This window comes from Streptomyces sp. NPDC086766, assembly GCF_044746005.1.
GTDB lineage: Bacteria > Actinomycetota > Actinomycetes > Streptomycetales > Streptomycetaceae > Streptomyces.
Genome location: NZ_JBIVBI010000003.1, coordinates 286,541 through 311,972, shown reverse-complemented (window position 1 = coordinate 311,972; position 25,432 = coordinate 286,541). Strand labels below are relative to the sequence as shown.

24 protein-coding genes are annotated in these 25,432 nt (G+C 73.8%); 6 read left to right on the top strand and 18 right to left on the bottom strand.

Features of this window, described 5'->3' with window-relative positions:
• Nucleotides 1-86: 86 nt before the first annotated feature.
• A complete protein-coding gene (locus ACIPM1_RS07255; RefSeq protein ID WP_402430113.1) occupies nucleotides 87-2,585 on the bottom strand; it encodes an ATP-dependent Clp protease ATP-binding subunit in 2,499 nt (832 codons plus the stop codon).
• 154 nt (nucleotides 2,586-2,739) lie between these two features.
• Here ACIPM1_RS07255 and ACIPM1_RS07250 point away from each other — a divergent pair, with 154 nt between their 5' ends.
• On the top strand, nucleotides 2,740-3,477 hold the full coding sequence (locus ACIPM1_RS07250; RefSeq protein ID WP_402430111.1) for a maleylpyruvate isomerase family mycothiol-dependent enzyme: 738 nt from the start codon (nucleotides 2,740-2,742) through the stop codon (nucleotides 3,475-3,477).
• Nucleotides 3,478-3,517: 40 nt separating this feature from the next.
• Here ACIPM1_RS07250 and ACIPM1_RS07245 read toward each other — a convergent pair whose 3' ends face one another.
• The 3 genes from ACIPM1_RS07245 to ACIPM1_RS07235 form a co-directional block, all read right to left on the bottom strand.
• On the bottom strand, nucleotides 3,518-4,183 hold the full coding sequence (locus ACIPM1_RS07245) for a response regulator (protein ID WP_402430108.1): 666 nt from the start codon (nucleotides 4,181-4,183) through the stop codon (nucleotides 3,518-3,520).
• Nucleotides 4,180-5,421 carry a sensor histidine kinase gene (locus ACIPM1_RS07240; RefSeq protein WP_402430105.1) on the bottom strand — a complete coding sequence of 414 codons (1,242 nt, stop codon included), beginning with the start codon at nucleotides 5,419-5,421 and terminating at the stop codon, nucleotides 4,180-4,182. The genes ACIPM1_RS07245 and ACIPM1_RS07240 overlap by 4 nt, the downstream gene beginning before the upstream one ends.
• A gap of 162 nt (nucleotides 5,422-5,583) precedes the next feature.
• Nucleotides 5,584-6,273, bottom strand: coding sequence for a TetR/AcrR family transcriptional regulator (locus ACIPM1_RS07235; protein ID WP_402430102.1), 690 nt, complete (start codon nucleotides 6,271-6,273; stop codon nucleotides 5,584-5,586).
• Nucleotides 6,274-6,402: 129 nt separating this feature from the next.
• Here ACIPM1_RS07235 and ACIPM1_RS07230 point away from each other — a divergent pair, with 129 nt between their 5' ends.
• On the top strand, nucleotides 6,403-6,855 hold the full coding sequence (locus tag ACIPM1_RS07230; protein WP_356179966.1) for a nitroreductase family deazaflavin-dependent oxidoreductase: 453 nt from the start codon (nucleotides 6,403-6,405) through the stop codon (nucleotides 6,853-6,855).
• On the opposite strand, the gene ACIPM1_RS07225 is transcribed toward ACIPM1_RS07230, so the two are convergent.
• Nucleotides 6,839-8,107 carry a geranylgeranyl reductase family protein gene (locus tag ACIPM1_RS07225; protein ID WP_402430099.1) on the bottom strand — a complete coding sequence of 423 codons (1,269 nt, stop codon included), beginning with the start codon at nucleotides 8,105-8,107 and terminating at the stop codon, nucleotides 6,839-6,841. The two genes, ACIPM1_RS07230 and ACIPM1_RS07225, sit on opposite strands and share 17 nt — an antisense overlap.
• A gap of 215 nt (nucleotides 8,108-8,322) precedes the next feature.
• Here ACIPM1_RS07225 and ACIPM1_RS07220 point away from each other — a divergent pair, with 215 nt between their 5' ends.
• Nucleotides 8,323-9,678 carry a dipeptidase gene (locus tag ACIPM1_RS07220; protein ID WP_402430096.1) on the top strand — a complete coding sequence of 452 codons (1,356 nt, stop codon included), beginning with the start codon at nucleotides 8,323-8,325 and terminating at the stop codon, nucleotides 9,676-9,678.
• 244 nt (nucleotides 9,679-9,922) lie between these two features.
• On the opposite strand, the gene ACIPM1_RS07215 is transcribed toward ACIPM1_RS07220, so the two are convergent.
• The 4 genes from ACIPM1_RS07215 to ACIPM1_RS07200 form a co-directional block, all read right to left on the bottom strand.
• Nucleotides 9,923-10,963, bottom strand: a complete 1,041-nt coding sequence (locus ACIPM1_RS07215; protein ID WP_356179974.1) for an NUDIX domain-containing protein — start codon at nucleotides 10,961-10,963, stop codon at nucleotides 9,923-9,925.
• Nucleotides 10,964-11,109: 146 nt separating this feature from the next.
• Nucleotides 11,110-11,304 carry a hypothetical protein gene (locus ACIPM1_RS07210; RefSeq protein ID WP_402430093.1) on the bottom strand — a complete coding sequence of 65 codons (195 nt, stop codon included), beginning with the start codon at nucleotides 11,302-11,304 and terminating at the stop codon, nucleotides 11,110-11,112.
• A 112-nt stretch (nucleotides 11,305-11,416) separates the two neighbouring features.
• Nucleotides 11,417-12,664, bottom strand: a complete 1,248-nt coding sequence (locus tag ACIPM1_RS07205; RefSeq protein WP_402430090.1) for an MFS transporter — start codon at nucleotides 12,662-12,664, stop codon at nucleotides 11,417-11,419.
• A 588-nt stretch (nucleotides 12,665-13,252) separates the two neighbouring features.
• On the bottom strand, nucleotides 13,253-14,206 hold the full coding sequence (locus ACIPM1_RS07200) for an ROK family protein (RefSeq protein WP_402430087.1): 954 nt from the start codon (nucleotides 14,204-14,206) through the stop codon (nucleotides 13,253-13,255).
• A gap of 158 nt (nucleotides 14,207-14,364) precedes the next feature.
• Here ACIPM1_RS07200 and ACIPM1_RS07195 point away from each other — a divergent pair, with 158 nt between their 5' ends.
• Both ACIPM1_RS07195 and ACIPM1_RS07190 read left to right on the top strand, forming a co-directional pair.
• Complete coding sequence (locus tag ACIPM1_RS07195; protein WP_402430085.1) at nucleotides 14,365-15,459, top strand: LacI family DNA-binding transcriptional regulator; 1,095 nt, start codon at nucleotides 14,365-14,367, stop codon at nucleotides 15,457-15,459.
• Nucleotides 15,460-15,465: 6 nt separating this feature from the next.
• Complete coding sequence (locus ACIPM1_RS07190; RefSeq protein ID WP_402430082.1) at nucleotides 15,466-16,245, top strand: hypothetical protein; 780 nt, start codon at nucleotides 15,466-15,468, stop codon at nucleotides 16,243-16,245.
• Nucleotides 16,246-16,426: 181 nt separating this feature from the next.
• On the opposite strand, the gene ACIPM1_RS07185 is transcribed toward ACIPM1_RS07190, so the two are convergent.
• The 5 genes from ACIPM1_RS07185 to ACIPM1_RS07165 form a co-directional block, all read right to left on the bottom strand.
• Complete coding sequence (locus ACIPM1_RS07185; RefSeq protein ID WP_402430722.1) at nucleotides 16,427-17,731, bottom strand: DUF6986 family protein; 1,305 nt, start codon at nucleotides 17,729-17,731, stop codon at nucleotides 16,427-16,429.
• A 188-nt stretch (nucleotides 17,732-17,919) separates the two neighbouring features.
• Nucleotides 17,920-18,882, bottom strand: a complete 963-nt coding sequence (locus ACIPM1_RS07180) for an electron transfer flavoprotein subunit alpha/FixB family protein (RefSeq protein ID WP_402430079.1) — start codon at nucleotides 18,880-18,882, stop codon at nucleotides 17,920-17,922.
• 74 nt (nucleotides 18,883-18,956) lie between these two features.
• A complete protein-coding gene (locus ACIPM1_RS07175; RefSeq protein WP_356179996.1) occupies nucleotides 18,957-19,742 on the bottom strand; it encodes an electron transfer flavoprotein subunit beta/FixA family protein in 786 nt (261 codons plus the stop codon).
• Nucleotides 19,743-19,963: 221 nt separating this feature from the next.
• Nucleotides 19,964-20,473, bottom strand: a complete 510-nt coding sequence (locus ACIPM1_RS07170; RefSeq protein WP_356179999.1) for a flavin reductase family protein — start codon at nucleotides 20,471-20,473, stop codon at nucleotides 19,964-19,966.
• Between the two features lie 217 nt (nucleotides 20,474-20,690).
• Nucleotides 20,691-21,050 carry a TlpA family protein disulfide reductase gene (locus ACIPM1_RS07165; RefSeq protein WP_402430076.1) on the bottom strand — a complete coding sequence of 120 codons (360 nt, stop codon included), beginning with the start codon at nucleotides 21,048-21,050 and terminating at the stop codon, nucleotides 20,691-20,693.
• A gap of 336 nt (nucleotides 21,051-21,386) precedes the next feature.
• Between ACIPM1_RS07165 and ACIPM1_RS07160 the strand changes: the two genes are divergently transcribed.
• Nucleotides 21,387-22,109, top strand: coding sequence for a lysophospholipid acyltransferase family protein (locus tag ACIPM1_RS07160; protein ID WP_402430073.1), 723 nt, complete (start codon nucleotides 21,387-21,389; stop codon nucleotides 22,107-22,109).
• A gap of 73 nt (nucleotides 22,110-22,182) precedes the next feature.
• Here the strand turns inward: ACIPM1_RS07160 and ACIPM1_RS07155 are convergent, their stop codons facing one another.
• The 4 genes from ACIPM1_RS07155 to ACIPM1_RS07140 form a co-directional block, all read right to left on the bottom strand.
• Nucleotides 22,183-22,878 carry a B3/4 domain-containing protein gene (locus ACIPM1_RS07155; protein WP_402430070.1) on the bottom strand — a complete coding sequence of 232 codons (696 nt, stop codon included), beginning with the start codon at nucleotides 22,876-22,878 and terminating at the stop codon, nucleotides 22,183-22,185.
• A gap of 8 nt (nucleotides 22,879-22,886) precedes the next feature.
• A complete protein-coding gene (locus ACIPM1_RS07150; RefSeq protein WP_402430067.1) occupies nucleotides 22,887-23,486 on the bottom strand; it encodes a transglutaminase domain-containing protein in 600 nt (199 codons plus the stop codon).
• Nucleotides 23,487-23,592: 106 nt separating this feature from the next.
• Nucleotides 23,593-24,663, bottom strand: a complete 1,071-nt coding sequence (locus ACIPM1_RS07145; protein WP_356180012.1) for a low specificity L-threonine aldolase — start codon at nucleotides 24,661-24,663, stop codon at nucleotides 23,593-23,595.
• On the bottom strand, nucleotides 24,660-25,424 hold the full coding sequence (locus tag ACIPM1_RS07140; RefSeq protein ID WP_356180015.1) for an SDR family NAD(P)-dependent oxidoreductase: 765 nt from the start codon (nucleotides 25,422-25,424) through the stop codon (nucleotides 24,660-24,662). The genes ACIPM1_RS07145 and ACIPM1_RS07140 overlap by 4 nt, the downstream gene beginning before the upstream one ends.
• Nucleotides 25,425-25,432: the final 8 nt, after the last annotated feature.

Sequence of the window (25,432 nt, the reverse complement as noted above, 5' to 3'; positions counted from 1 at the left end):
CGCGTACCTCACAGATCGCCGTGTCGCCGTGACTGACGGCAGTCACTGTAGGACACCCGGTCGGCTCTGCGGGCCCGCCGGCCCCGCTACGCCGGCGCCGGGTGCTCGACACGGCAGACGAGGGCGTCGTCCACCACGTCGGCCACGATCGTGTCCCCCGGGCCGGCGGAGTCGCTCAGCAGCAGGTCGGCGATGCGGTTGTCCAGCTCCGCCTGGATGGTGCGGCGCAGTGGACGGGCGCCGAACTCCGGTTGGTGGCCGTGCGCGACGAGCAGTTTCTTCGCCGGTTCGGTGATCTCCAGCTCCAGGCCCTGCGCCCTCACCCGGCGCCGGCTCCGCTCCAGCAACAGGTCCACGATCCGGCCCAGTTCGTCCTCGCTCAGGCCGTGGAAGACGATGATGTCGTCGATGCGGTTGAGGAACTCGGGCAGGAACCGGGCGCGCAGGTCCGCCATCAACTGGTCCCGGACGGCGCCGACATCGCCCTTGTGGGCGAGGATCCGCTGGGCTCCGATGTTGGAGGTCATGATGACCACGGTGTTGCGGAAGTCGACGGTGCGGCCCTGGGCGTCGGTGAGCCGTCCGTCGTCGAGTACCTGGAGCAGCGTGTTGAAGACGTCCGGGTGGGCCTTCTCCACCTCGTCGAAGAGCAGCACGCTGTAGGGCTGGCGGCGCACCTTCTCGGTGAGCTGGCCGGCCTCCTCGTGACCGACGTAGCCGGGAGGCGCCCCGACGAGGCGGGAGACGGTGTGCTTCTCCTGGAACTCGCTCATGTCGAAGCGGACCATGCGGTTCTCGTCGCCGAAGAGCAACTCGGCCAGGGCCTTGGCCAGTTCGGTCTTGCCGACCCCGGTCGGGCCGAGGAAGAGGAAGGAGCCGACGGGGCGGTCGGGGTCGCTCATGCCGGCCCGGTTGCGGCGCACCGCCTGCGCGATCGCGGTGACCGCCTCGTCCTGGCCGACGACCCGGGAGTGCAGCGCCTCCTCCAGCTTCAGCAGCCGCTCCTTCTCGGTCTCGGTCAGCTGAGCCACGGGGATGCCGGTGCGCCGGGACAGCACGTCGGCGATGTCGTCGACGGTCACCTCCAGCACGCCCTCGCGGCGCTCGGCGAGGCCCGCCAGTTCCGACTCCACCTCCGCGATGCGGTCCTTCAGCCCGGAGGCCCGTTCGAAGTCCTCGGCGGCGACGGCCTGGTCCTTCTCCCGGCGCAGCTTGGCGAGCCGGTCCTCGCGCTCGACGACCTCGGTGGACCTGCCCAGGGAGCGCAGCCGCACCCGCGCCCCGGCCTGGTCGAGCAGATCGATGGCCTTGTCGGGCAGGAAGCGGTCGGTGACGTACCGGTCCGACAGCTCGGCCGCCGCGACGAGCGCCTTGTCGCTGTAGCGCACCTGGTGGTGGGCCTCGTAGGAGTCGCGCAGGCCCTCCAGGATCTGCACCGTCTCCTCGACGGTCGGCTCGGGCACCGTCACGGGCTGGAAGCGGCGCTCCAGGGCGGCGTCCTTCTCCACGTACCGGCGGTACTCGTCGAGTGTGGTGGCACCGACGACATGCAGTTCGCCCCGGGCGAGCGCCGGTTTGAGGATGTTGCCCGCGTCCATCGAGCCCTCGCCGGTGGCGCCGGCGCCGACGACGGTGTGCAGTTCGTCGAGGAACAGGATCGTCGACTCGGAGGCGGCCCGGACCTCGTCGATGACGTTCTTCAGGCGCTCCTCGAACTGGCCCCGGTACTGCGCTCCGGCCACCAGCCCGGTGAGGTCGAGGGCGACCACCCGCTTGTTCTCCAGCGTCCTGGGCACGTCCCCGGCGACGATCCGCTGGGCGAGGCCCTCCACGATCGCGGTCTTCCCCACGCCCGGCTCCCCGATCAGGACGGGGTTGTTCTTCGCGCGCCGGGAGAGGACCTCCACGGTCTGCTCGATCTCTGCGGCACGCCCGACCACCGGGTCCAGCTTCCCGGCCCGCGCCTCCTCGGTCAGGTCGCGCCCGTACCGGTCCAGGGTCGGCGTGTCGCTCGCGGTCCCGCCCCCGCCCGGCGCGGCCTCGGCACGGGCGGCCGTCTCGGAGGTGCGGCGCAGCCCGTCGAGGTCCATGCCGTGGGCGGCCAGGACGCGGGCCGCGGCGGCGCCGGGCGTGTCGAGCAGCGCCCCGAGGATGTGCTCGGGCCCGATGTACGACACTCCGGACGCCTGTGAGCGCTCGTAGGCACGCAGCAGCACGCGCTTGGCCGCCGGGGTCAGGCCCGGCTGCGCGGAGGGGGTGCCGCTCTCGCCGGGCAGCGCCTCGGCGAGAGCCCGTCCGAGGTGGTCCGGGTCGGCTCCGGCCCGGTCGAGCAGACCGCGGGAGGGCTCCACCTGGGTGCACGCCCACAGGAGGTGCTCGGTGTCCAGGTCGGAGCTGCCGCCCTCGGCCGCCCGCCGGGTGGCGAGGTTGATCAGCTCGTGCGCGGACTCGGTGAGCAGCCGCCCGATCGGCACCCGCTGGACCTGCGGGGGCGAGGCGGCCGGGGTCATGCCGAAGAAGCGGTTGAGGATCTCGGAGAACGGGTCCGGGCCGCCGAAGGAGGCACCGAAGGGGGACATCGTCATGATCGCCGTCCGCAGCGTGGGGAATGAGTCCCCACCAGCCGAACCCGCCGAATGGCCCACCGCAACGCGGCATACGCCGACCCGGTGCCGTACCGGGCGCCGGCACCCTCCCCCGGTCTCCCCCCGACCGGGTTCCGTCCGGCAGACTCCCCGCATGGAGACCACCGATTTCGTCGACGCACTGGACCGGGAGGGCCGGCTGCTGGCCGCGGCCGCCGAGGAGGCGGGCACCGCCGCCGAGGTGCCGGCCTGCCCGGGATGGCGGACACGGGACCTGCTGCGGCACACCGGCGTGGTGCACCGGTGGGCCGCCGGCATCGTGGCCGACGGGTGCGCGGCGCCGCGCCCCATGGGCGGTCCGCCGGACCTGGACGGTGAGGCGCTCGTGGCCTGGTACCGCGACAGCCACCGCGGGCTCGTGGAGATCCTGGCCGGGGCGCCCGCCGACCTGGAGTGCTGGACATTCCATCCCGGGCCCGCTGCCTCGCCGCTGGCCTTCTGGGCCCGGCGGCAGGCGCACGAGACGGCGGTGCACCGCTACGACGCCGAGTCGGCGCGCGGCGGCACCCCGACGGCGATCGGCGCGGAGTTCGCCGTGGACGGCGTCGACGAGCTGCTGCGGGGCTTCCACGCCCGGTCCCGGAGTCGGGTCCGCACGGAGAAGCCGCGGGTGCTGCGGGTGCGGGCCACGGACACGGAGGCGGTGTGGACCGTACGGCTGTCGGACGCCGCACCGGTCGCCGAGCTCGGGGACTCGGGCGAGGCGGACACCGAACTGGCGGGCACGGCGGAGCAGTTGTACCTGGCCCTGTGGAACCGGGTACCGGTGCCGAGCGTGACGGGCGACCCCGAGCTCGCCGGGCTCTGGCGGGAGACCTCGGCGATCGTCTGAGTCTCTCCCCTCCGCCCGGGCGTCGTCGCGGCAGGCGCCCTCAGCCCAGCCAGCCCGGCCGCACCAGCCCCGACTCGTAGGCGTGGACGACCAGTTGGGCCCGGTCGCGGGCACCGAGCTTCACCATGGCCCGGCTGACGTGGGTCTTGGCGGTGAGCGGACTGACGACCAGGCGGCGGGCGATCTCCTCGTTGGACAGGCCGATGCCGACCAGGGCCATCACCTCGCGTTCGCGCTCGGTCAGCCGGGCGAGGGCGTCCGCGGCGGCCGGCGCCTTGGAGCGGGCGGCGAACTCGGCGATCAGCCGGCGGGTCACCCCCGGCGACAGCAGCGCGTCCCCGGCCACCACCGCCCGTACCGCACGCAGGAGTTCGTCCGGTTCGGTGTCCTTCACCAGGAAGCCGGAGGCGCCCGAGCGGATCGCCTCGAAGACGTACTCGTCGAGTTCGAAGGTGGTGAGCATGACCACCTTGACGTCCGTCAGCTCCGTGTCGCCGGTGATGCGGCGGGTCGCGGCCAGTCCGTCCAGCAGGGGCATCCGGATGTCCATGAGCACGACGTCGGGGCGCAGTTCGCGCACCCCGCGCAGCGCCTCCTCGCCGTCGGCGGCCTCGCCGGCCACCTTGATGTCCCGCTGGGCGTCGAGCAGCGCCCTGAAGCCGGCCCGCACCAGCGACTGGTCGTCGGCGAGCAGTACGCGGATCACCGGTCCTCCTCCGTCATCAGGGGCAGCACGGCGCCCACCCGCCAGCCGCCGCCGGGCCGCGGGCCCGCCTCGATGCCGCCGCCGAGCGCGGCGGCCCGCTCGCGCATCCCGGCCAGACCGTTGCCGCTGCCGCCCGCGTCGGCGCCGGTCGCGGGCCCGTCGTCGTCGACACGCAGGCGCAGCGCGCCGCCCTCCCGGTCGATGTCCATGCGCACGCGCGCGTGCCGCGAGCCCGAGTGGCGCACGACGTTGGTGAGGGCCTCCTGGACGATCCGGAAGGCGGCGAGGTCGGTGCCGGGCGGCAGCCGGGGCGGCTCACCCTCGACCTCGACGTCGAGACCGGCGCCGGCCGCGGCCTCGACCAGTTCCGGCAGCCGGTCCAGGCCGGGCGCCGGTGCGCGCGGCGCGTCGCCGGGGGCGCGCAGGGTGGCGAGCACCTGGCGCACCTCCCCCAGAGCCTCCTTGCTGGCGTCCTTGATCGTGGTGAGCGCCGTGCGCGCCTGCTCCGGGTCGCTGTCCAGGAGCGCGAGGCCGACGCCCGCCTGCACGTGGATGACGGAGATGCTGTGCGCGAGGACGTCGTGCAGTTCGCGGGCGATCCGCAGCCGTTCGGCGTCGGCGCGCCGCCGGGCCGCCTGGGCCCGCTCGGCCCGGTCCTTCGCCCACTGCTCACGGCGGACGCGGGCCAGTACGGAGACCGCGACGACGGCCACCACCCAGGTGCCGATGACGAGTTGCTGGCCCCAGGAGGAAGCGGTGTCCCCGGCGGGCGGCAGCCACCGGTAGAGCCAGAGCGCCATGAGCGCGTGTCCGGCCCACAGCGCGCCCACGGCCGCCCACGCGGCACGGGGGTGCCCGGCGACGACGGCGCTGAAGCAGGCCACGGCGACGGCGAGGAACACCGGCCCGTACGGGTATCCGGCGGCGAAGTAGGCCAGGGTCGCCGCCGCCGTGCCGAAGACGACGAACACCGGGTACCGCTTGCGCCACAGCAGAAGCCCCGAGGTCACGCACAGCAGCAGGACCGCGTACGCGTCCAGCGGCTCCCGCCGGATCTGGTTGTGGGCGGAGAAATGGGTGCCGAGGAGCACGAACGCCGTGAACAGCGCGGTGGACGGCCAGGGCCAGCGGCCGGGGCTCGCCTCCTCGCCGTCCGGGCGGTTCCACCAGGGCGGCCCGTGCCGCCACCACTGCGGCGGGCCGCCCCGGTGCACGTCCTGTTCTGCCATGTCCGCCACGCTAGACGGCCGGTGCCGCCGGCGGCGTCAGCCGGGCGTCGCGATCACCCGTACTCCCCGGAGAGTACGCCCGCCCGCGGAGACCGGGCCCTGCCCCGCCCGCGGGGAAGCCCGGACGCGGCAAGGGGCGGCGACCTCAGGGCGTCGGGGGACGGCTGGACGTCAGGGCGTGAGTCCGACCCCGAGCGCGAGCCGGACCGCCGCGTGCCGGAAGAACGGCACCCGGTCCTCCACCACCCGGTGGAACTGCCCGAACACCTCGAACCCGACCAGCCCGAACAGCTGGGCCCAGGCCGCGACCAGCGCCGCCGCCGCCCCCGGCGGCAGGTCGGGGGCGAGGTCGGCGGCGATCCGCTCGGCCTCCCCGCGCAGGTCGGCGGGCGGCGGCGGCCCGGTCAGCGCACCCCTTTCGTGGGCGTCGCGCACGACGCCGATGAGGAGGAGGCCGACCCGGGCCGCGGCCGGGACGGTGGTCTCGGGCGCGGTGTAGCCGGGCACGGGCGAGCCGTAGAGGAGGGCGTACTCGTGCGGGTGCGCGAGCGCCCAGCCGCGCACCGCCTCGCACACGGCGGTCCAGCGTTCCAGCGGGCCGGCCTCCGCCACCGCGGCGTGCGCCGCCTCCGCGGCCTCGCCCAGGGAGTCGTAGGCGTCGATGATGAGCGCGGTCAGCAGGTCGTCGCGGCTGGGGAAGTAGCGGTAGAGCGCGGAGGAGACCATGCCGAGCGCGCGCGCCACGGCGCGCAGCGAGAGTTTCGCCGCTCCCTCGGCGGCGAGCTGTCTGCGCGCCTCGTCCTTGATCGCGGCGGTGATCTCCGTCCTGGCCCGCGCGCGGGCTCCCTGTGCGGCGCTCATACGGCCAGTGTTCCACGCTTTCAGAGCACCGCACACAAATGAGAGCACTGCTCTTGCTCTGGAGCACCGTCCCGGGGCACACTGCTCTCAGAACGAGAGCAGTGCTCTCCCTGACTCGTGGGGGTAACCATGTCGCCGTCGCCGTACTACCTCAAGGGCAGCCCGATGACCGTCCGGCTGAACAGCGTCGTCGGCTGGCTGGCGCGGCGCGGCCTCAGCCTCGCCGGCAGCGCCGAACTGTCCGTGCGCGGCCGGAAGTCCGGCGAGATGCAGCGCATCCCGGTCAATCCGCACACGTACGAGGGCGCGCAGTACCTCGTCTCGGCCCGCGGCCACTCCCAGTGGGTGCGCAACATGCGCGCCGCCGGCCGCGGCGAGCTGCGCGTCGGGCGCAAGGTCCGCGCGTTCACCGCGGTGGAGCTTCCCGACGCCGAGAAGCTCCCCGTGCTGCGGACCTACCTGGACAGGTGGGGCTGGCAGGTCAAGGACTACTTCCGGGGTGTGACGGCGGCGTCCTCCGACGAGGAGATCCTCGCCGCCGCCCCCGACCACCCCGTCTTCCGGATCACGGTCGAGAAGTGACCGTGTCCTCCGCGTCCGCGTCGGCGCGCGCGTCCGGCGTGACCGGCCGCCGGTCCAGCGCGGTCAGGGCGCGCTGGGCCAGGGGGTGGCTGCGCACCAGCTCGCCCAGCGAGGTGGCGCCCTGCGTGATGTCCTTGAACGCCTTCCAGGCGGGGCGGAACCCGGTCAGCACGGCGTGGAAGAGGCCGGGACGGCGCTCGAAGACCGCCAGCATGCTCCGGCCGACGGCCATCTCGACCCCGAGCCCGGCCTTGATCGCGAAGGCGTAGTTCAGGGCCTGGCGCCGGGCGTCCACCGCGTCGTGCGCCTCGGCGATCCGCACCGCCCACTCCCCCGCGAGCCGGCCCGACCGCAGGGCGAACGAGATGCCCTCGCGCGTCCACGGCTCCAGCAGGCCCGCCGCGTCCCCGCACACCAGCACCCGCCCCCGCGAGAGCGGGGAGTCCTCGGCCCGGCACCGCGTCAGATGACCGGAGGAGATGCTCGGTTCGAAGCCGGCCAGACCCAGCCGGGCGATGAAGTCCTCCAGGTACCGCTTGGTGGCGGCGCCTTCGCCGCGGGCGGAGATCACTCCGACCGTCAGGGTGTCCCCCTTCGGGAACACCCAGCCGTAACTGCCGGGCATCGGACCCCAGTCGATGAGGACCCGCCCCCGCCAGTCCTCGGCGACGGTCTCGGGCACCGGGATCTCCGCCTCCAGACCGAGATCGACCTGGTCGGGCTTGACCCCGACGTGCGCCCCTATCCGGCCGGCGCTGCCGTCGGCGCCGACCACCGCGCGCGCGAGCACGGTCTCGCCGCCCTGGAGCACCACGGCGACCGTGCGCCGGTCCGGCACCGCCGAGCCGTGCTGCTCGACCCGCGAGACCGTGACGCCCGTCCGCAGTTCGGCGCCCGCCTTCTGCGCGTGCTCGACGAGCTGCTGGTCGAACTCGGGCCGGTTGATCAGCCCGAACAGCATCCGCTTGGAACGGCGGGTGCGCGTGAAACGGCCGTTGTTGGAGAAGGTGACGGCGTGCACCCGGTCCTTGAACGGCAACTCGAAGCCGGGCGGCAGCGCGTCGCGCGAGGGTCCGATGATACCGCCGCCGCACGTCTTGTAGCGGGGCAGCTCCGCCTTCTCCAGCAGCAGCACGCGCCGCCCCGCGACCGCCGCCGCGTAGGCCGCCGAGGCCCCTGCCGGTCCCGCGCCCACCACGACGACGTCCCACACCCGCTGCACGTCGTCCGCCGAAGAGTTCTCGCTGCTCACGATGGTCTGCTGCTCCCGATCAGGCCGGCTTCCGCTGCTGTCTCCCGCATCCTACGGCGGCCGTCGCCGGCGCCCCCTGTGGGAGGATCGGCAGGCGCACGCGCCCGCGCACCGGCGGGCGCCTACGCTGACACGATCAACCCGGACCACAGACGTGCCGTGAGTCCCACCCAGGTACCCACCGGCACGACGTCGCACCCACAAGGAGCGTGCCCATGTCGTCGAATCCGGTCGCCGAGACCGTCGCCTCCCTGATGCCCAGGGCGCGCGAGGAGCTCGCCGAGCTGGTCGCCTTCAAGTCGGTGGCGGACTTCGACCAGTTCCCCAGGAGCGAGAGCGAGGGCGCCGCGCGCTGGGTCGCCGACGCGCTGCGCGCCGAGGGCTTCGAGGACGTGGCCCTGCTCGACACCCCGGACGGCACGCAGTCGGTGTACGGCCACCTGCCCGGCCCCGAGGGCGCGAAGACGGTCCTCCTCTACGCCCACTACGACGTGCAGCCGCCGCTGGACGAGGCCGGGTGGACGACCCCGCCGTTCGAGCTGACCGAGCGGGACGGCCGCTGGTACGGGCGCGGGGCCGCCGACTGCAAGGGCGGCGTCATCATGCACCTGCTGGCGCTGCGCGCGCTGAAGGCCGACGGCGGCATACCGGTGAACGTCAAGGTGATCGCCGAGGGTTCGGAGGAGCAGGGCACGGGCGGCCTGGAGCGCTACGCCGAGCAGCACCCGGAGCTCCTGACGGCGGACGCCATCGTGATCGGCGACGCGGGCAACTTCCGCGTCGGCCTGCCCACGGTCACCAGCACCCTGCGCGGCATGACCATGCTCCGCGTGCAGATCGACACGCTCGAAGGCAACCTGCACTCCGGTCAGTTCGGCGGTGCGGCCCCCGACGCGCTGGCGGCGCTGGTCCGCGTCCTGGACTCGCTGCGGGGCGAGGACGGCTCGACGACCGTCGACGGGCTCGCCGCCGACTCCGCGTGGGAGGGTCTGCAGTACGACGAGGAGCAGTTCCGCAAGGACGCCAAGGTGCGCGACGGCGTCGGGCTGATCGGCTCCGGCACGGTCGCCGACCGGATCTGGGCGCGCCCGGCCGTCACCGTCCTCGGCATCGACTGCCCGCCGGTCGTCGGCGCCACCCCCTCCGTGCAGGCCTCCGCCCGCGCGCTGATCAGCCTGCGGGTGCCGCCGGGCGTCGACGCGGCCGAGGCGACCAAGCTGCTCCAGGCCCACCTGGAGGCGCACACCCCGTGGGGCGCGCGGGTGCACACCGAGCAGATCGGCCAGGGCCAGGCCTTCCGCGCCGACACCACCAGCCCGGCGTACCAGGCGATGGCCGACGCGATGGCGGTCGCCTACCCGGGCCAGGAGATGCAGTACGCCGGCCAGGGCGGCTCCATCCCGCTGTGCAACACCCTCGCGGCCCTCTACCCGAGCGCGGAGATCCTCCTCATCGGCCTGAGCGAGCCGGAGGCGCAGATCCACGCCGTGAACGAGAGCGTCTCCCCCGAGGAACTGGAGCGGCTGTCGGTCGCGGAGGCCCTGTTCCTGCGCAACTACGCGGCGGGCTGAGCACCGGCTCTTCCCACGGCAGAGGGCCCTCGCCTCACGGCGGGGGCCCGCCCTGCGGTCGTCCTCGTGGACGTCGTCGGACTCCTCCCCCACCTTCACCTGCTGCGCTTCCCGGTCGGGCGGGCCCACCTCCGGCGCGACACCGACGACGACGCGCCGGCCCTCGTCGACGCCGGCGCGAGCATCGCCGAGGCGATCGGAACCCTGGGCCGTGACCCCGCGGACGTGCGCCGTCCGGTCGGAGTCAGCCGAGGGGGACGCCCGCTTCCAGGTAGAGCGCGGCGCCGCGTTCGCGGGCGCGCAGGGCCCAGCGCAGGCGTTCGTAGCGGACCGGCGGGAGCAGGTCGGCGGCCTCGCGTTCGGTGACGAAGCGGCAGTCCCGCAGTTCGGGGCCGGGCAGCAGCACGCCCCCGGCGGACTCGGAGTCGAGCCGGCCGCCGTCGAAGAGGAGGCGCAGACCGCCGTAGCCGGGGGGCGCGGGCGGTTCCCAGTCGACGACGAGCAGCCGGGGCACGTCGTCCAGGACGATCCCCGTCTCCTCGGCGACCTCGCGCATCCCGGCGCGGGCCGGGGCCTCGCCCCGCTCGACGACCCCGCCGGGGAACTCCCAGCCGGCCTTGTAGGTGGGATCGACGAGCAGCACCCGGTCCTGTTCGTCGAAGAGCAGGACGCCGGAGGCGAGGGTCTCCGCGGTGGGCTCGGGCGTCTGCACGATGTCGCAGGCGGGCAGGGTTCCGCCACCGACGGCCTCGGCGATCCGCACGGCCGTCTGGTGCGGGGTGAGCGCGCTGGTGTCGACGAGGTGCGCGTCGGCGGTCAGCCAGGAGGCCAGCGCGGCGCGGTAGGGCTCGATGTGGTCGTAGGCCCACTGGCGCACCCGCATCTCGCCGTCGGGGAGGTCGGGCGGGACCTCGCGGCCGGCTATCCGCTCGCGCAGGATCGTTTCAGCCGGTGCGAGAAGCAGGTGGTGGACACCGATCCGGCGGGCTGCGAGGCCACCGAAGATCTCGTCGCGGTACTCCTGGCGCAGCAGGGTCATGGGGACGACCAGGGTTCCGCCCACCTCCGCGAGCATCGCGGCCGCCGTGTCGATCACCAGCCGCCGCCAGATCGGAAGGTCCTGGTAGTCGCCGACCTCGGCGAGGTGTTTGGCCGGCAGCAGGTGCCTGAGCGCGCCGCCGATGACCTCGGGGTCGAAGAGCGTGCTGTTCGGGATCAGTTCGATCAGTTCCCGTGCGGTGGTGGACTTCCCCGCACCGAACGCACCGTTGATCCAGACGATCACGGGTCCCCCTCTTCTGTTTGGCCCCCTGTGGCTTGCCCGCTCCACCCTGCCACGGAAACCGGCTCCCGTTGAGGGCGCCTGCGCGACGGTGCCGGCGTCCCCACCCCACGGGGCGGGCACGCCGGCACCGGGACGGGCCGTCCGCCTCAGGCGTTGTCGCCGAGGACCTCCTCGCCGGACGGCAGGCCGCCGTGGCCCACGACATCGTCGACGCTGCCGACGGTGTCCTTCATGTTCAGGTCGCCGAGCGGATCGTGACCGGAGGCGTGGGAGGGGGTGATGGCGGCCACCACGAAACCGGTGGCGAGGGAGGCGATGGCGAGCATGCTGCGCTTCTTCATGACCGGTTCAACCGACGGAAGCGGGTCGGGGTCACGCCCTGTCCCCGACCGGACCAGACGCTCCGGACGGAACGGCGGCGCCGGCCGGAGCGGAGGTCGCGGCCGGGCGGCGTCAGCCGGTCGTGCCGCGGCGGCGGTCGAGCAGGGCGACCACGGCGAGCAGGGCGAGGACGACCCCGGTGAACCAGGTCATCGCGGTGGTCAGGCTGGTGTAGCGGGTCGCCAGGCCGAGGCCGACGGGCAGCAGGGCCAGGCCGACGTAGGACACCAGGAACAGCCCGGCCAGGGCCTCGCCGCGGCGCTCCGGGGCGGCCATGGCGGCGACTGCCGCGACGGCCGACTTGAACAGCACCCCGGCGCCCGCGCCCGCGACGATCCCGGCCAGCAGGAAGACCGGCAGGCTCGCCGTGCGCACGCCCACCGCGAGCACGGCCACCCCGCCGGCCTGGGCGAGGAGCCCCACGGTGCGGCGGGTCCGGTCGCCGAGCCGGCCGGAGAGCGTCTGGGCCGTCGCGGCGGCGCCGAACACCGCGAACACGATCAGCCCGGCCAGCGCCCGGGACGGATGGTGCAGGGTGCCGCCCACGAAGCCGGGGACCAGGGAGGTGAACAGCCCGAAGACCGCCAGGCAGGCGAAGCCGGCGGCGGCCGCGGCGAAGTACCCCGCCCGGTCGCCGTGGTCGGCGCTCACCCGCTGCGGCCGGTACGCCGGGCGGACCGCGGGCTTGTCGACCGTCTCCGGGGTGCTCAGCACCGCGGCGATCCCGGCCAGCAGCAGGGCGCCGAAGACGGCGTAGGGCAGCCGCAGCGGAGCGCCGAGGTACTGGGCGAGGCCGCCGGCGATCAGCGGGCCGAGGCCGAGGCCGCCGATGTTGGCCGCGGTGGACACGATCTCGAAGCGCTGCGCCGGGGCGCCGGGCCGGTGGGCGCCGTGCAGCTCGTGCAGATGGGCGGTGGCCGTCGCGGTCAGCATCCCGACGCCCAGGCCGGTGATCAGCCGCGCGACGATCAGCACCCAGAGCGCGGACGAGGCCAGGAACATCGCGGCGGCGGCGAGTTCCAGCGCGAGCGCCGCGACCAGGACCTTCCTGCGTCCGGCCCAGTCCGAGACGTGCCCGGCGAGCAGCAGACTGGCGAGGACGCCGACGGCGTACACCGCGAAGACGACGGTGACGGTGAACGTGGAGAAGCCGTCGTGCTCCTGGTACAGCGGGTAGAGCGGCGTCGGGACGGTGGAGAAGGCCATGGCCGTGACGAACACCGCGGCGACCGTCCAGAACCCGGCGCCGTACCGGCGGGCGGTCCCGCGCCGGGAGCCGGGCGCGGCCGGCGCGCGGCGCGTGGTCGAGGACATCGGCATGTCTGCGCTCCGATCCGCTGAGGTGGGCCCGGCGGCCCCTTCACCGCCTACCCCTTCCAACCGCTTCCTCCCGCTCCCCCTTCCCGCGCGGTGGGGTGATCGGATGTGACGATGATCTCCGCGGGGCCGAGCACGGGCCGCGCGGCGGGCGGAGGGCGTCGTCGAGGTGGCCGAAGAGGACGCTGTCACGCGGTGGCACGGCGCCTGCGCGTGGTGCGGTCGGACGGGGTCCGGCACGGTGCGTGCGCCGAGCGCGAGCTCGCCACGGCCGCGCACGCCGGGCCCTCACACGCCCGGTCCGCGCAGGTCGGACCCGCACACGACGAACCCGCGCAGGCCGGGCCCACACACCGGACCCGCAAACGGCCGCTTCGCCCGCCGCCGGCCCGCCCGAGCGGAATTCCCGCGGCGTCCGCCGTCGGCTCACCCGAGCGGAAACCCCCGCGGCGCCCGCCGGAACGCCCCTCGGACTCCGCCCGCCGGAACGCTCTCGGACCCCGGACATGGTGACGCCTCCGCGCGCCGACCAGCGGAACGCCTCGCACGCCGACCACCGGAACGCCTCGGACTCCGCCGGCCGGGAACGGCTCAGACTCCGGCCGCCGTGGCGTTCGTCCGGGCGGTGAGCGCGGCCGCGGCGGCTCCCACGAGACCGGCGTCCGTGCCCATCTGCGCGGGCACGACCGTCAGGTCCCGTACGAAGGACAGGGTGGCGTACTCCCGCAGCGCCTTCCGCAGTGGCTCGAGGAGCACGTCGCCCGCCTTGCCCACGCCCCCGCCGATCACGGCTATGTCGATCTCGACCAGGGTGGCGGTGGCGGCGATGCCGGCGGCCAGCGCCTGGGCGGCGCGCTCGAAGGAGGCGACGGCGACGGGGTCCCCGGCGCGGGCCGCGGCGGCCACCGCCGCGGCCGAGGTGTCGCCGTCCGGGCCCGGCCGCCAGCCGTCGTCGAGCGCCCGGCGCGCGATGTTGGGCCCGCTCGCCAGGCGCTCGACGCAGCCGCGCGATCCGCACGGGCAGGGGTCCCCGTCGAGGTCGACGCTGATGTGGCCGATGTGACCGGCGTTGCCGGTGGGGCCGGGGTGCAGTCGGCCGTTGAGCACCAGGCCGCCGCCCACGCCCGTGGAAACCACCATGCACAGTGCGTTGTCATGGCCGCGAGCGGCGCCCTGCCAGTGCTCGGCGGCGGTGATGGCCACGCCGTCGCCGATCAGCTCGACCGGCAGCCCGCCGACGGCGGCCCGCGCCCGTTCGACCAGCGGATAGGCGCGCCAGCCCGGCACGTTCACCGGGCTCACCGTGCCCGCGGACGCGTCCACCGGGCCCGCGCTGCCGATGCCGAGGGCCGTGGCGCGTCCCCACAGTGGCGCCGCGGTCAGCTCGCCGAGCACCCGCTCCACCGCCCGCATCACGGTGTCGCCGTCCTCCTGCGCGGGCGTCGCGCGCTGGGCGCGCACCAGGATGCGGCCGTGCCCGTCCACCAGGGCACCGGCGATCTTGGTGCCGCCGATGTCGAGCGCGGCCACGAGGTCGGTGTGCATCAGAGTCAGATCTCCCCGTCAGCCGTGTGAGAAACCAAGGGTGGGCGCAGGCCGGTCTCGCGGTGGGGCGCGGGCCGGGGATTGCGGTGGACAGTCTCTCCCGGGTATGACAACGTTGTCCAGGCTCTATGCTCGACGCCACATCCTCTTACAACCCCATGGTTCGCCGCATTCCCGTGGACGACAGGACAGGACGCCGCATCGTGCCCGAGACCGCCCGCCGAGCAGACCGCCTCGCCGCCACCCGCTACGGCAACCGGCCGACCATGAAGGACGTGGCGGCCCGCGCGGGTGTCGGGCTCAAGACCGTCTCCCGCGTGGTCAACGGCGAGCCGGGCGTCACTCCGGACACCGAGCGCCGCGTGCAGGAGGCCATCGAGGCGCTGGGCTTCCGCCGCAACGACAGCGCGCGCGTCCTGCGCAAGGGCCGTACGGCGAGCATCGGGCTGATCCTGGAGGACCTCGCCGACCCGTTCTACGGCCCACTCAGCCGCGCGGTCGAGGAGGTGGCCCGCGCGCACGGCGCCCTGCTCATCAACGGCTCCAGCGCGGAGGACCCCGACCGCGAGCAGGAGCTCGCCCTGGCGCTGTGCGCGCGGCGGGTGGACGGGCTGGTCGTCATCCCGGCCGGGGGCGACCACCGGTATCTGGAGCCGGAGATCAAGGCGGGCGTGGCCACCGTCTTCGTGGACCGACCGGCCGGGAAGATCGACGCCGACGTGGTGCTCTCGGACAACTTCGGCGGTGCCCGTGACGGTGTCGCCCACCTCATCGCCCACGGCCACCGCCGGATCGGCTTCATCGGCGACATGCCCCGCATCCACACGGCGGCCGAGCGTCTGCGCGGCTACCGGGCGGCGATGGAGGACGCCGGGATACCGGTCGAGGATTCCTGGATGTCGCTGGGGGTCACCGACCCCGAGCGGGTGCGCCGGGCCGCCGAGGCGATGCTGTCCGGGCCCGAGCCCGTCACCGCCGTCTTCACCGGCAACAACCGGGTGACGGTCACCGTGGTGCGTGTGCTGGCCGAGCACCGCCGCCGGGTGGCGCTGGTCGGTTTCGACGACATCGAGCTGGCCGACCTGCTGGAGCCGGGCGTCACCGTGGTCGCCCAGGACGCGGCGGCCCTCGGCCGTACCGCGGCGGAGCGCCTGTTCCGCCAGCTCGACGGCACGCTCGTCGCCCCGGAGCGGATCGAGCTGCCGACCCGCCTGATCACCCGCGGCTCGGGCGAGCTGCCGCCGGCGGACTGAGCGGCCGTGGCGGAGCACGCGAACGGGCGGGCGGGGGCGTACCGGGACGGCCTCTCCCTGGAGGCGCTCGGCCTGGCCGAGGCGCCGCGTGAGCATCCGCTGCTGTACCCCGGGGCCTGGCCGGAGCGGTCCGGGCTGCTGCACGGGGACCGTCTGCTGCCCCTGGACGGTTTCTCCCGTGCCGGCCGGCACCCGGTCCTCGCCGTCGGCTCCAACGGCTGCCCCGGCCAACTGCGCCACAAGATGGCCGAATCCGGCGTCGACGGGCCGCTCCCGATGGAGAAGGCCCGGGTCACCGGCGTCGACGTGGGCGTGTCGGCCCATGTGAGCCGCATGGGATACGTCTCCGCGTCGCCGGTCAGGGCGCCGGGGACGGTGCGGGAGCTCTTCGTCCTCTGGCTCGACGAGCGGCAACTGGCCGCCATCGACGCGAGCGAGGGGGTGCCGGTGCCCACGGGCAACTTCCGCCGCGCCTGGCTGCCCGCGCCCGACGCGCTGATCGAGCCGGAGCACGGCGCCCCGCTCCCCGGCGCGCACGTCTACGTCAACCGTCACGGCGTGCTGCACGACGGCGCCGACACCCCGCGCAGGCACCCGGGCGAGCGGGCCCTGCTCACCGAACTGCTCGTGGAGTCGGACCGGTTGCGGGAGCTGTTCGGCGACACACCCGAGCTGTTCTGCGAACGGGCCCGGGCGGATCTGCGGCTGTGCGCGCGAGGTACGCGACTGTTCGTCCAGGAGCGGCGGGTGACGGCGTCCGGCCTGGAGGCGTACGTCCGGCCCTGACCGCGCGGCTCGGGACGGGCGTACGGGCTTGACCACTGCGCGGCGCGGGACGCGCGCCAGGCCACGCGCGTACGGCCCCGACCGCGCGCCGGGGCGCCGGGTGGCCCGCGGTGGACGACGGCCGCCGGTCCCGCGACTCCGGTCCCGTCCCACTCCCGGGCGGCAGGTCCCGTCGGCCGGCTCAGCCGGCGGAGGCCGTGAGGCCGCCGCGTCGCGGCGCGGCGAAGCCCTCCAGGTCGGCCCGGGTGAGGCCGGTGAGCCGGGCGACCTCGGCGATGTCGAGCGCGCCGCAGTCCAGGCCGCGCAGCAGATAGCCGCTGAGGGCCTTGGCGGTGGCGGGCTCGTCCATCACGTCGCCGCCGGTCCGGCCGACGTAGCGGGCGAGGCGGGCGGCGGCCTGCTCGAACCCCTCGCGGTAGAAGGCGAACACGGCCGCGTACCGGGTGGGGAGGTGGCCGGGGTGCATGTCCCAGCCCTGGTAGTAGGCGCGGGCCAGGGCGCGGCGGGTCAGGCCGTAGTGCAGCCGCCAGGCGTCGTGCACCTTCTCGGTCGGGCCGACGGGGAGCACGTTGGTGGAGCCGTCCGAGACGCGTACGCCGGTGCCCGCGGCGGCGACCTGCATGACCGCCTTGGCGTGGTCGGCGGCGGGGTGGTCGCTCGCCTGGTGGGCGGCGGAGACGCCGAGGCAGGCGCTGTAGTCGAAGGTTCCGTAGTGCAGGCCGGTGGCGCGGCCCTCGGCGGCCTGGATCATGCGGGCGACGGTGGCGGTGCCGTCGGCGGCGAGGATGGCCTGGCTGGTCTCGATCTGGATCTCGAAGCCGAGCCGTCCGGGCTCCAGTCCGTGCGCCCGCTCGAACGCCTCGAGCAGCCGGACCATCGCGGTGACCTGCTCCGGGTACGTCACCTTCGGCAGCGTCAGCAGCAGCCCGCCGGGCAGGCCGCCGGCCTCCATCAGGCCGGTGAGGAAGATGTCGAGGGTGCGGATGCCCCGGTCGCGGACCGCGGCCTCCATGCACTTCATGCGGATGCCCGTGTACGGGGCCGTCGTGCCCTTCTCCTGCCCCTCGGCGATCAGGTGGGCCGCGCGGGCCGCGGCCCGGTCCTCCTCGGAGTCAGGGCGGGGGCCGTAGCCGTCCTCGAAGTCGACCCGCAGGTCCTCGACCGGTTCGCGTTCCAGCTTCGCGCGGACCCGGTCGTACACGGGCGCGGCGAGGGCGTCGTCCAGGCCGAGGACGGCGGCGAAGGAGGCGGCGTCGGGGGCGTGTTCGTCGAGCGCGGCGAGGGCGGCCTCGCCCCAGACGCGGACGGTGTCGGCGGCGAAGAGGTCGCCGGGGACGTAGACGGTGTGGACGGGCTGGCGGGTGCCGGGGTCACCGGGGTAGCGGCGCTCCAGCTCGGCGTCGACCGCCGCGAGGGAGGCGCTGATCTCCTCGCTGACGGCGCCCGAGAGGCTGGTCGCCACCTTTTCCTGCCCGCCCTGACCCATGCCGCCCTCCGTTTTCCACTCCACGGAATCAACAATCCGTTGAATGAAGCTATCCGTGGATCTTCCCGCGGGTCAACACCTCGGCATCCGGGCACGGCCCACGGCAACGGCCGAGGCCCCCGCGACCACGACGGTCACGGGGGCCTCGGCGGGTCCGGGTGTCCCGGACGTCCCGGCAGGGAGGGTGATCAGCCCTTGCGCGCCTTGATCTCCTCGGTCAGCTGCGGGACGACGTCGAACAGGTCGCCGACGACGCCGTAGTCGACCAGGTCGAAGATCGGGGCCTCGGCGTCCTTGTTGACGGCCACGATCGTCTTCGAGGTCTGCATACCGGCGCGGTGCTGGATCGCACCGGAGATGCCGTTGGCGATGTAGAGCTGCGGCGAGACGGACTTGCCGGTCTGGCCGACCTGGTTGGTGTGCGGGTACCAGCCGGCGTCGACCGCGGCACGCGAGGCGCCGACGGCCGCGCCGAGGGAGTCGGCGAGCGCCTCGATGACCGAGAAGTTCTCCGCGCCGTTGACACCACGGCCGCCGGAGACCACGATCGCGGCCTCGGTCAGCTCCGGACGGCCCGTCGACTCGCGCGGGGTGCGGCCGGTGACCTTGGTGCCGGTCGCCTGGGCGGAGAAGGAGACGGACAGGGCCTCGACCGCGCCCGCGGCCGGGGCGGCCTCGACGGCGGCCGAGTTCGGCTTGACCGTGATGACCGGGGTGCCCTTGGAGACACGGGACTTGGTGGTGAAGGACGCGGCGAACACCGACTGGGTGGCCACGGGGCCCTCGTCGCCGGCCTCGAGGTCGACGGCGTCGGTGATGATGCCGGAGCCGATGCGCAGCGCCAGACGGGCCGCGATCTCCTTGCCCTCGGCGGAGGACGGGACGAGCACGGCGGCCGGGGAGACGGCCTCGACGGCCGCCTGCAGGGCGTCGACCTTCGGGACGACCAGGTAGTCGGCGTACTCGGACGCCTCGTGGGTGAGGACCTTCACCGCGCCGTGCTCGGCGAGCGCGGCGGCGGTGTCGGCGGCGCCGTTGCCCAGCGCGACGGCGACCGGCTCGCCGATGCGGCGGGCCAGGGTCAGCAGCTCCAGGGTGGGCTTGCGGACGGCACCGTCCACGTGGTCGACGTAGACGAGAACTTCAGCCATGGGATTGCTCTCCTGCGGATGTGCGAAGTCTGAGGGGCGGTCAGGGGAGGGAGCCGCTGGTGGGCTTCCGGCCCTTAGATGAACTTCTGGCTCGCGAGGAACTCAGCGAGCTGCTTGCCGCCCTCGCCCTCGTCCTTGACGATCGTGCCGGCCGTGCGGGCCGGACGCTCGGCCGCGGAGTCGACCTTCGTCCAGGCGCCCTCGAGACCGATCTCCTCGGCCTCGATCTCCAGGTCCTCCAGGTCCCAGGACTCCACCGGCTTCTTCTTGGCCGCCATGATGCCCTTGAAGGACGGGTAACGCGCCTCGCCCGACTGGTCGGTGACGGAGACGACGGCCGGGAGCTGGGCCTCCAGGCGCTCGGTGGCGGTGTCGCCGTCGCGACGGCCCGTGACGGTGCCGTCCTCGACGGAGACCTCGGACAGCAGCGTGACCTGCGGGACGCCCAGGCGCTCGGCGACCAGCGCCGGTACGACGCCCATGGTGCCGTCGGTGGAGGCCATGCCGGAGATCACCAGGTCGTAGCCGGCCTTCTCGATCGCCTTGGCGAGGACCAGGGAGGTGCCGATGGCGTCCGTGCCGTGCAGGTCGTCGTCCTCGACGTGGATCGCCTTGTCGGCGCCCATCGACAGGGCCTTGCGCAGCGCGTCCTTGGCGTCCTCGGGACCCACCGTCAGGACGGTGACCTCGGCGTCGTCCGCGTTCTCCGCGATCTGCAGCGCCTGCTCGACCGCGTACTCGTCCAGCTCGGAGAGCAGACCGTCCACGTCGTCGCGGTCGACGGTCAGGTCATCGGCGAAGTGCCGGTCGCCAGTGGCGTCGGGCACGTACTTCACAGTGACAACGATCCTCAAGCTCACGCCGGCTCTCCTACTGCAATCGTCATTTCCAGGGCTGCCTTCTTGCAGGCAGCATAGGCGCCTGAAGCGGCCGATCCCGGTTGGGGCGACCAGGCGCTCCGACCGAAATATTACTCGCCAGTACACCCAGTTCATTCCCGCTAAGCAAGCGCTTTGAACTGTGACCTTCGCAACGCAGCGTAATCGGAACTGGACGGTCCCGCGGACGGCGGAGCCGTCGGTCAGTCGCGCAGCCCGTGGAAACGCCCCTGGTGGTACAGCAGGGGGCGCCCGGCGCCGTCGGGGTCGCCGAGGACGACCTCGGCGACCACGATGCGGTGGTCCCCCGCCGGGACGCGTCCCACGATCCGGCAGACGAGCCAGGCGAGGACGTCGTCGAGGACGGGCACGCCCTCGGGACCCTCGCGCCAGGCGGTGGCCGGTCCGAAGCGGTCGGCGCCGCTGCGGGCGAAGCGGGCGGCCAGTTCCCGCTGGTGCTCGCCGAGTATGTGCACGCCGACGTGGTCGGTGCCGGAGATCGCCGGCCAGCTGGAGCCGCCGGTGCCGATGCCGAAGGAGAGCAGCGGCGGGTCCGCGGAGACGGAGGTGAGGGAGGTCGCCGTGAAGCCGACCGGGCCGGCGTCGCCGCGGGCGGTGACGACCGCGACACCCGCCGCGTGCCGCCGGAAGACGGAGCGCAGCAGGTCGGGTGAGGCGGGCCGGACGGTGCCGAGGCCTGAGGTGGCCGACATGGAGTTGTCCTTCTGCTGAGGGGAACGTGCGGGGCCGGAGCTGCTCAGCGGCCCGGACAGCGCTCGCCCGCGGTGGGGGCGAGGGCACCGGTCCGACGACGTCCGCATCCGTGGAGAAGGATTTCCGAGGGCATAAGGTCAGGCTGACGAGAGCGGGTGAGCACCGTCAAGTTCGTCCCATCAGGTGGGAGATGTGTCACCGTCACCGGAACGGCCGTCACACCGCCTCCCCGAGGGCGGCGATGATGTCCGCCTTGCGCGGCTGACCGGCGGCGCGACGCACCACCCGTCCGTCCGCGTCGAGCACGAGCACCGTGGGCGTCCTGAGGATGCCGAGCGCGCGCACCAGGTCCAGGCGGGCCTCCGCGTCGATCTCGACGTGGGCCACTCCGGGGACCATGCCGGCGACCTCCCCGAGGATCCGGCGGGTGGCCCGGCACGGGGCGCAGAAGGCGCTGGAGAACTGGACCAGGGTGGCCCGCTCGCCGAGACCCTCGCCCAACTCGGCCGTACCGAGCCGTCCGTACTCGTCGCGCCCGCGCACCCGCACTCTCCCGTTCCGCCGCCGCGGCGGCACTCCGTGGGCGCTCGCCTCCCGCGAGCACCGCCCGTCCCCTCACCCGTCCCCGGCCGACACGTCGTCGAGCGCCGGTCACTACGTCACCTCAGCGCTCCCGGGGCTGCGGGGATTCCCGGCCCTCCGCACGAGTGTGCCCCGAGGAGTGCGGCGGGCTCGCAGGCCCCGCCGCGGGCGGACCTTGGGCCGACGTGACGAGGATCTCGCCCCGTGCGGGCACGTGGACTGGCTCCCCGGTCGTTATTGGGGCACGATCTGCGGGAACCGTAAACCTACGGCTCCGTAACTTCCGCCGGGAGCCCCATTCCGCGGCAGAGAGAAGGGTCCGCCCCGCCCATGGCAGAGCTTGTCTACCGTCCCGTCATCGGTCTCGCCCGCACGATGTTCAAGGTGTGGGACCTCAAGATCGACTGCGCTGGTTCGGAGAACATCCCGCGCTCGGGCGGCGCCGTGCTGGTGAGCAACCACATCAGCTACCTGGACTTCATCTTCAACGGGCTGGCGGCCCTCCCGCAGAAGCGGCTGGTGCGCTTCATGGCGAAGGACTCCGTCTTCCGGCACCGGATCTCCGGCCCGCTGATGCGGGGCATGAAGCACATCCCGGTGGACCGCGCCCAGGGCGAGGCGGCCTTCGCCCACGCCCTCGACTCGCTGAGGTCCGGCGAGATCGTGGGCGTCTTCCCGGAGGCCACCATCTCGCAGTCCTTCACCCTCAAGGCCTTCAAGTCCGGCGCCGCCCGCCTGGCGCAGGAGGCGGGCGTCCCGCTGATCCCGATGGCCGTGTGGGGCACCCAGCGGCTGTGGACCAAGGGCCATCCGCGCAACTTCAAGCGCAGCCACACCCCCATCACGATCCGGGTGGGCGAGGCCCTCGAGGCCTCCCGCGACCAGTACGCGGGCGCCCTCACCCGCCGCCTGCGCGAGCGCGTGCAGGAAATGCTGGAGGCGGCGCAGCGCGCCTACCCGGCACGCCCCAAGGGCGCCGACGACACCTGGTGGCTGCCCGCCCATCTGGGCGGGACCGCGCCGACGCCGGAGCAGCTGCGCACGGCCCACTGACCCGCCGGCCTCCGGGCCTCACGGCGGACCGCACCCGCATGGCCCGGTTCCCGCGGCCCCTCCCGGGAGCCTCCTACGCCGCCGGGGGCCGGACCGTGATCCGCGCTCCCGGGCTGAACTTCTCCAGCGCCTCGGCCAGTTCGGCGGCGGCCGTCTCCACCTCGGCGACCGGCATCGGCGCCAGGCTCTCCAGCAGGAACAGCGCGGAGGTGGTCCGCTCGGTCAGGCGGGTGCGCGGGCCCTGGCGCCAGTTCCAGCGGCGGCAGGTCACGCCCGCCCCGTCGCACCAGACGACCTCGCCGGCGTCGGGGTGCTCGGTGCTCTCCGCGCCGTCGGCGACGGTCGCGAACTCCTCGTCGCCCGTGGCGCGCACCAGGCGCATCCCGCCCTGGATGCGGTCGAGGTCCTCGCCGCCGACCGGGACGAGGTGGGCGACGCTGACGGCGTTGTAGAGGTCGACGAGGGCGTTGATGCGCGGCAGGCCGGCCTCCGACAGCGCCCTCCTGGCGAGCGCCTCGGCGGAGTTGCGGGTGCGGGAGGGCTTGGCGCCGAACGCCGTGTAGGCCGCGCGCCAGGCCGCCACATGCGGGTCCTCGTGCGGGGCACGGCCGTCCAGCCGGGCGGCGAGGCGGCGCGCCGCGTCGTCCAGGAGCGCGGAAGAGGCCTCCGTGCTGGGACCGTTGACGAGGCCGTGCGCCTCGACGGCGACATGGGTGAAGCCGGGCGCGAGGGCGCGCACGTCGTCGGACACGGTCAGGGTGAGCGTCATCGCCTGCCTCAGAGTGCGGTGGGGAGCGTCTGCCGGAGCGCCGGCCGGTCGCGCGCGGCCCGGAGAGCCCCGAGCACCGCCGGATGAGGTTCAGCGTACAGGACTGGATAGTCCACCTCATTGGACTTCTCGTCGGGGGTCCAGGCCAGCCGCTCCCCCTCCAGGGAGAAGCGGGCGTCGACGCCGGGCTTGTTGCCGCGGGGGTCCTGCCGGTGCCAGGCGCCGTGGAACCGCACGGCCACCAGGCCGTGCACGGCATGACCGCCGCCGCCGTCGTCGTCGTGCGCCAGTCGCTGGTAGCACAGGGCGGTCGGGATGTCCTCGGCGCGCAGCAGCGCGGCCAGCGCGTGCGCCTTGGCGTGGCAGATCCCGGTGCGCTGCCGCAGGACGTCCGAGGCGCGCCAGGTGACGCGCGGATCCCCGCTGTCGGCGGAGTGCGGGACCGCGTCCCGCACGAACTCGAAGGCCGCCTGCGCATAGGCATACGAGTCGGCCACCCGCCCGGCCAGCCGGGCGGCCGTGTCGCGCACCACGGGGTGATCGTGATCGATGACCTCGTCGGCGGCCAGATAGGCGGAGAGGTCCGGGTCCTGCTGGATCAGGTGCATGCCCTGGGAGCATAGGAATGCGACCGGCCGTCGGTCAATGACTTTTCGGCCGGTCGCATATCTATGCAGAAATAGTGACGACACCCGCGGTCGCGGGAGCGCGTCGCTAGCGCGCCATCTCCTCCTTGAGCGCGGCGACGAACGCGTCCACGTCGTCCTCGGTGGTGTCGAAGGAGCACATCCACCGGACCACGCCGTCGGCCTCGTCCCAGAAGTAGAAGCGGAACCGCTTCTGCAGGCGCTCGCTCACGTCGTGCGGGAGGCGGGCGAAGACGCCGTTGGCCTGCACCGGGTAGAGGATCTCCACGCCGTGCACGGCGCGCACGCCCTCCGCCAGCCGCTGGGCCATCTCGTTGGCGTGGCGGGCGTTGCGCAGCCACAGGTCCTTGGCGAGCAGGGCCTCCAGCTGCACCGACACGAAGCGCATCTTGGAGGCGAGCTGCATGGACATCTTGCGCAGGTGCTTCATGTGCCGGACGGCGTCCTGGTTGACGACCACGACCGCCTCACCCAGCAGGGCCCCGTTCTTCGTCCCGCCCAGCGAGAGGATGTCGACGCCGACCGCGTTGGTGAACGTCCGCATGGGGACGTTCAGCGAGGCCGCCGCGTTGGCGATCCGGGAGCCGTCCAGGTGCACCCGCATCCCGCGGGCGTGGGCGTGCTCGCAGATCGCACGGATCTCCTCGGGCGTGTAGAGGGTGCCCAGCTCGGTGCTCTGGGTGATCGAGACCACCTGCGGCATGGCGCGGTGCTCGTCCTCCCAGCCGTAGGCCTGCCGGTCGATCAGCTCGGGCGTGAGCTTGCCGTCCGGCGTGGGCACGGTCAGCAGCTTGAGGCCGCCCATCCGCTCCGGGGCGCCGCCCTCGTCGACGTTGATGTGCGCGCTCTCGGCGCAGATCACCGCGCCCCAGCGGTCGGTGACCGCCTGGAGCGCGACGACGTTGGCGCCGGTGCCGTTGAAGACCGGGAAGGCCTCGGCGGTGGCACCGAAGTGACTGCGGATGATCCGCTGGAGGTTCTCGGTGTAGGCGTCCTCGCCGTACGCGACCTGGTGCCCGCCGTTGGCCACGGCCAGGGCGGCGAGCACCTCCGGGTGGACCCCGGCGTAGTTGTCGCTGGCGAAACCGCGGACCTCCGGGTCGTGATGGCGACGCGCGTCGGTCCTGGGAGGGTTCACGGCTTCTCGGTGAGCCACAGACGGTTTCCGTTCACTTCCGCGGCGGGCTTGTCCCAGACGCCGGCGATGGCCTCGGCGAGGTCCTTGACGTCCGTGAAGCCCGCGAACTTCGCGTTGGGGCGCTCGGCGCGCATCGCGTCGTGCACCAACGCCTTCACCACCAGGATCGCAGCCGCCGAGGTCGCGCCCTCGGCGCCCTCGGCCTTCCCGGCCTTGCGGAAGTAGTCGGCCATGGCCAGCGTCCACGCCTCGGCCGCGGCCTTCGCCGCGGAGTAGGCGGCGTTGCCCGCGGTGGGCTTGCTCGCACCCGCCGCGCTGATCAGGAGGTACCGGCCGCGGTCGCTGCGCTGCAGCGCCTCGTGGAAGGCGAGGGAGGTGTGCTGCACGGTCCTGATCAGCAGCTTCTCCAGCACCGCCCAGTCGCTGAGGCTGGTCTTGGTGAAGGTCTCACTGCCGCGCCAGCCGCCGACGAGGTGGACCAGGCCGTCCACCCGGCCGAACTCCTTCTCGATGTGCGCGGCCCAGTCGCGGGTGGACTGCAGGTCGAGCAGGTCGACCTTCTCACCGGTGACGGTGGCCCCGCCGGAGGCGTAGCGCGCCGCGTCGACGGCCTCCGCGAGCCGCTCCGGGTCGTTGTCCGAGCCGACGACGGTCGCGCCCGCCTCGGCGAGCCGCAGCAGCGTGGCCCGGCCGGCGGGTCCGCCCGCGCCGGCCACCGCGATCACCGCACCGCTCAGTGCCCCGTTTCCGTTCCCCACCATGTTCTCCT

Excerpts from the sequence above, each read along its gene's own strand:
- ACIPM1_RS07235 (WP_402430102.1), bottom strand. The coding sequence starts at position 6,273 with ATGAGCGCCGCACAGGGAGCCCGCGCGCGGGCCAGGACGGAGATCACC.
- ACIPM1_RS07185 (WP_402430722.1), bottom strand. The coding sequence starts at position 17,731 with ATGGGTCAGGGCGGGCAGGAAAAGGTGGCGACCAGCCTCTCGGGCGCC.
- ACIPM1_RS07230 (WP_356179966.1), top strand. The coding sequence starts at position 6,403 with ATGTCGCCGTCGCCGTACTACCTCAAGGGCAGCCCGATGACCGTCCGG.
- ACIPM1_RS07220 (WP_402430096.1), top strand. The coding sequence starts at position 8,323 with ATGTCGTCGAATCCGGTCGCCGAGACCGTCGCCTCCCTGATGCCCAGG.
- ACIPM1_RS07150 (WP_402430067.1), bottom strand. The coding sequence starts at position 23,486 with ATGCACCTGATCCAGCAGGACCCGGACCTCTCCGCCTATCTGGCCGCC.
- ACIPM1_RS07200 (WP_402430087.1), bottom strand. The coding sequence starts at position 14,206 with ATGCACACCGACCTCGTGGCCGCGCTCGACATCGGCGGCACCAAGATC.
- ACIPM1_RS07210 (WP_402430093.1), bottom strand. The coding sequence starts at position 11,304 with ATGAAGAAGCGCAGCATGCTCGCCATCGCCTCCCTCGCCACCGGTTTC.
- ACIPM1_RS07180 (WP_402430079.1), bottom strand. The coding sequence starts at position 18,882 with ATGGCTGAAGTTCTCGTCTACGTCGACCACGTGGACGGTGCCGTCCGC.
- ACIPM1_RS07160 (WP_402430073.1), top strand. The coding sequence starts at position 21,387 with ATGGCAGAGCTTGTCTACCGTCCCGTCATCGGTCTCGCCCGCACGATG.
- ACIPM1_RS07250 (WP_402430111.1), top strand. The coding sequence starts at position 2,740 with ATGGAGACCACCGATTTCGTCGACGCACTGGACCGGGAGGGCCGGCTG.
- ACIPM1_RS07205 (WP_402430090.1), bottom strand. The coding sequence starts at position 12,664 with ATGCCGATGTCCTCGACCACGCGCCGCGCGCCGGCCGCGCCCGGCTCC.
- ACIPM1_RS07170 (WP_356179999.1), bottom strand. The coding sequence starts at position 20,473 with ATGTCGGCCACCTCAGGCCTCGGCACCGTCCGGCCCGCCTCACCCGAC.
- ACIPM1_RS07255 (WP_402430113.1), bottom strand. The coding sequence starts at position 2,585 with ATGACGATGTCCCCCTTCGGTGCCTCCTTCGGCGGCCCGGACCCGTTC.
- ACIPM1_RS07155 (WP_402430070.1), bottom strand. The coding sequence starts at position 22,878 with ATGACGCTCACCCTGACCGTGTCCGACGACGTGCGCGCCCTCGCGCCC.
- ACIPM1_RS07195 (WP_402430085.1), top strand. The coding sequence starts at position 14,365 with ATGGTTCGCCGCATTCCCGTGGACGACAGGACAGGACGCCGCATCGTG.
- ACIPM1_RS07140 (WP_356180015.1), bottom strand. The coding sequence starts at position 25,424 with ATGGTGGGGAACGGAAACGGGGCACTGAGCGGTGCGGTGATCGCGGTG.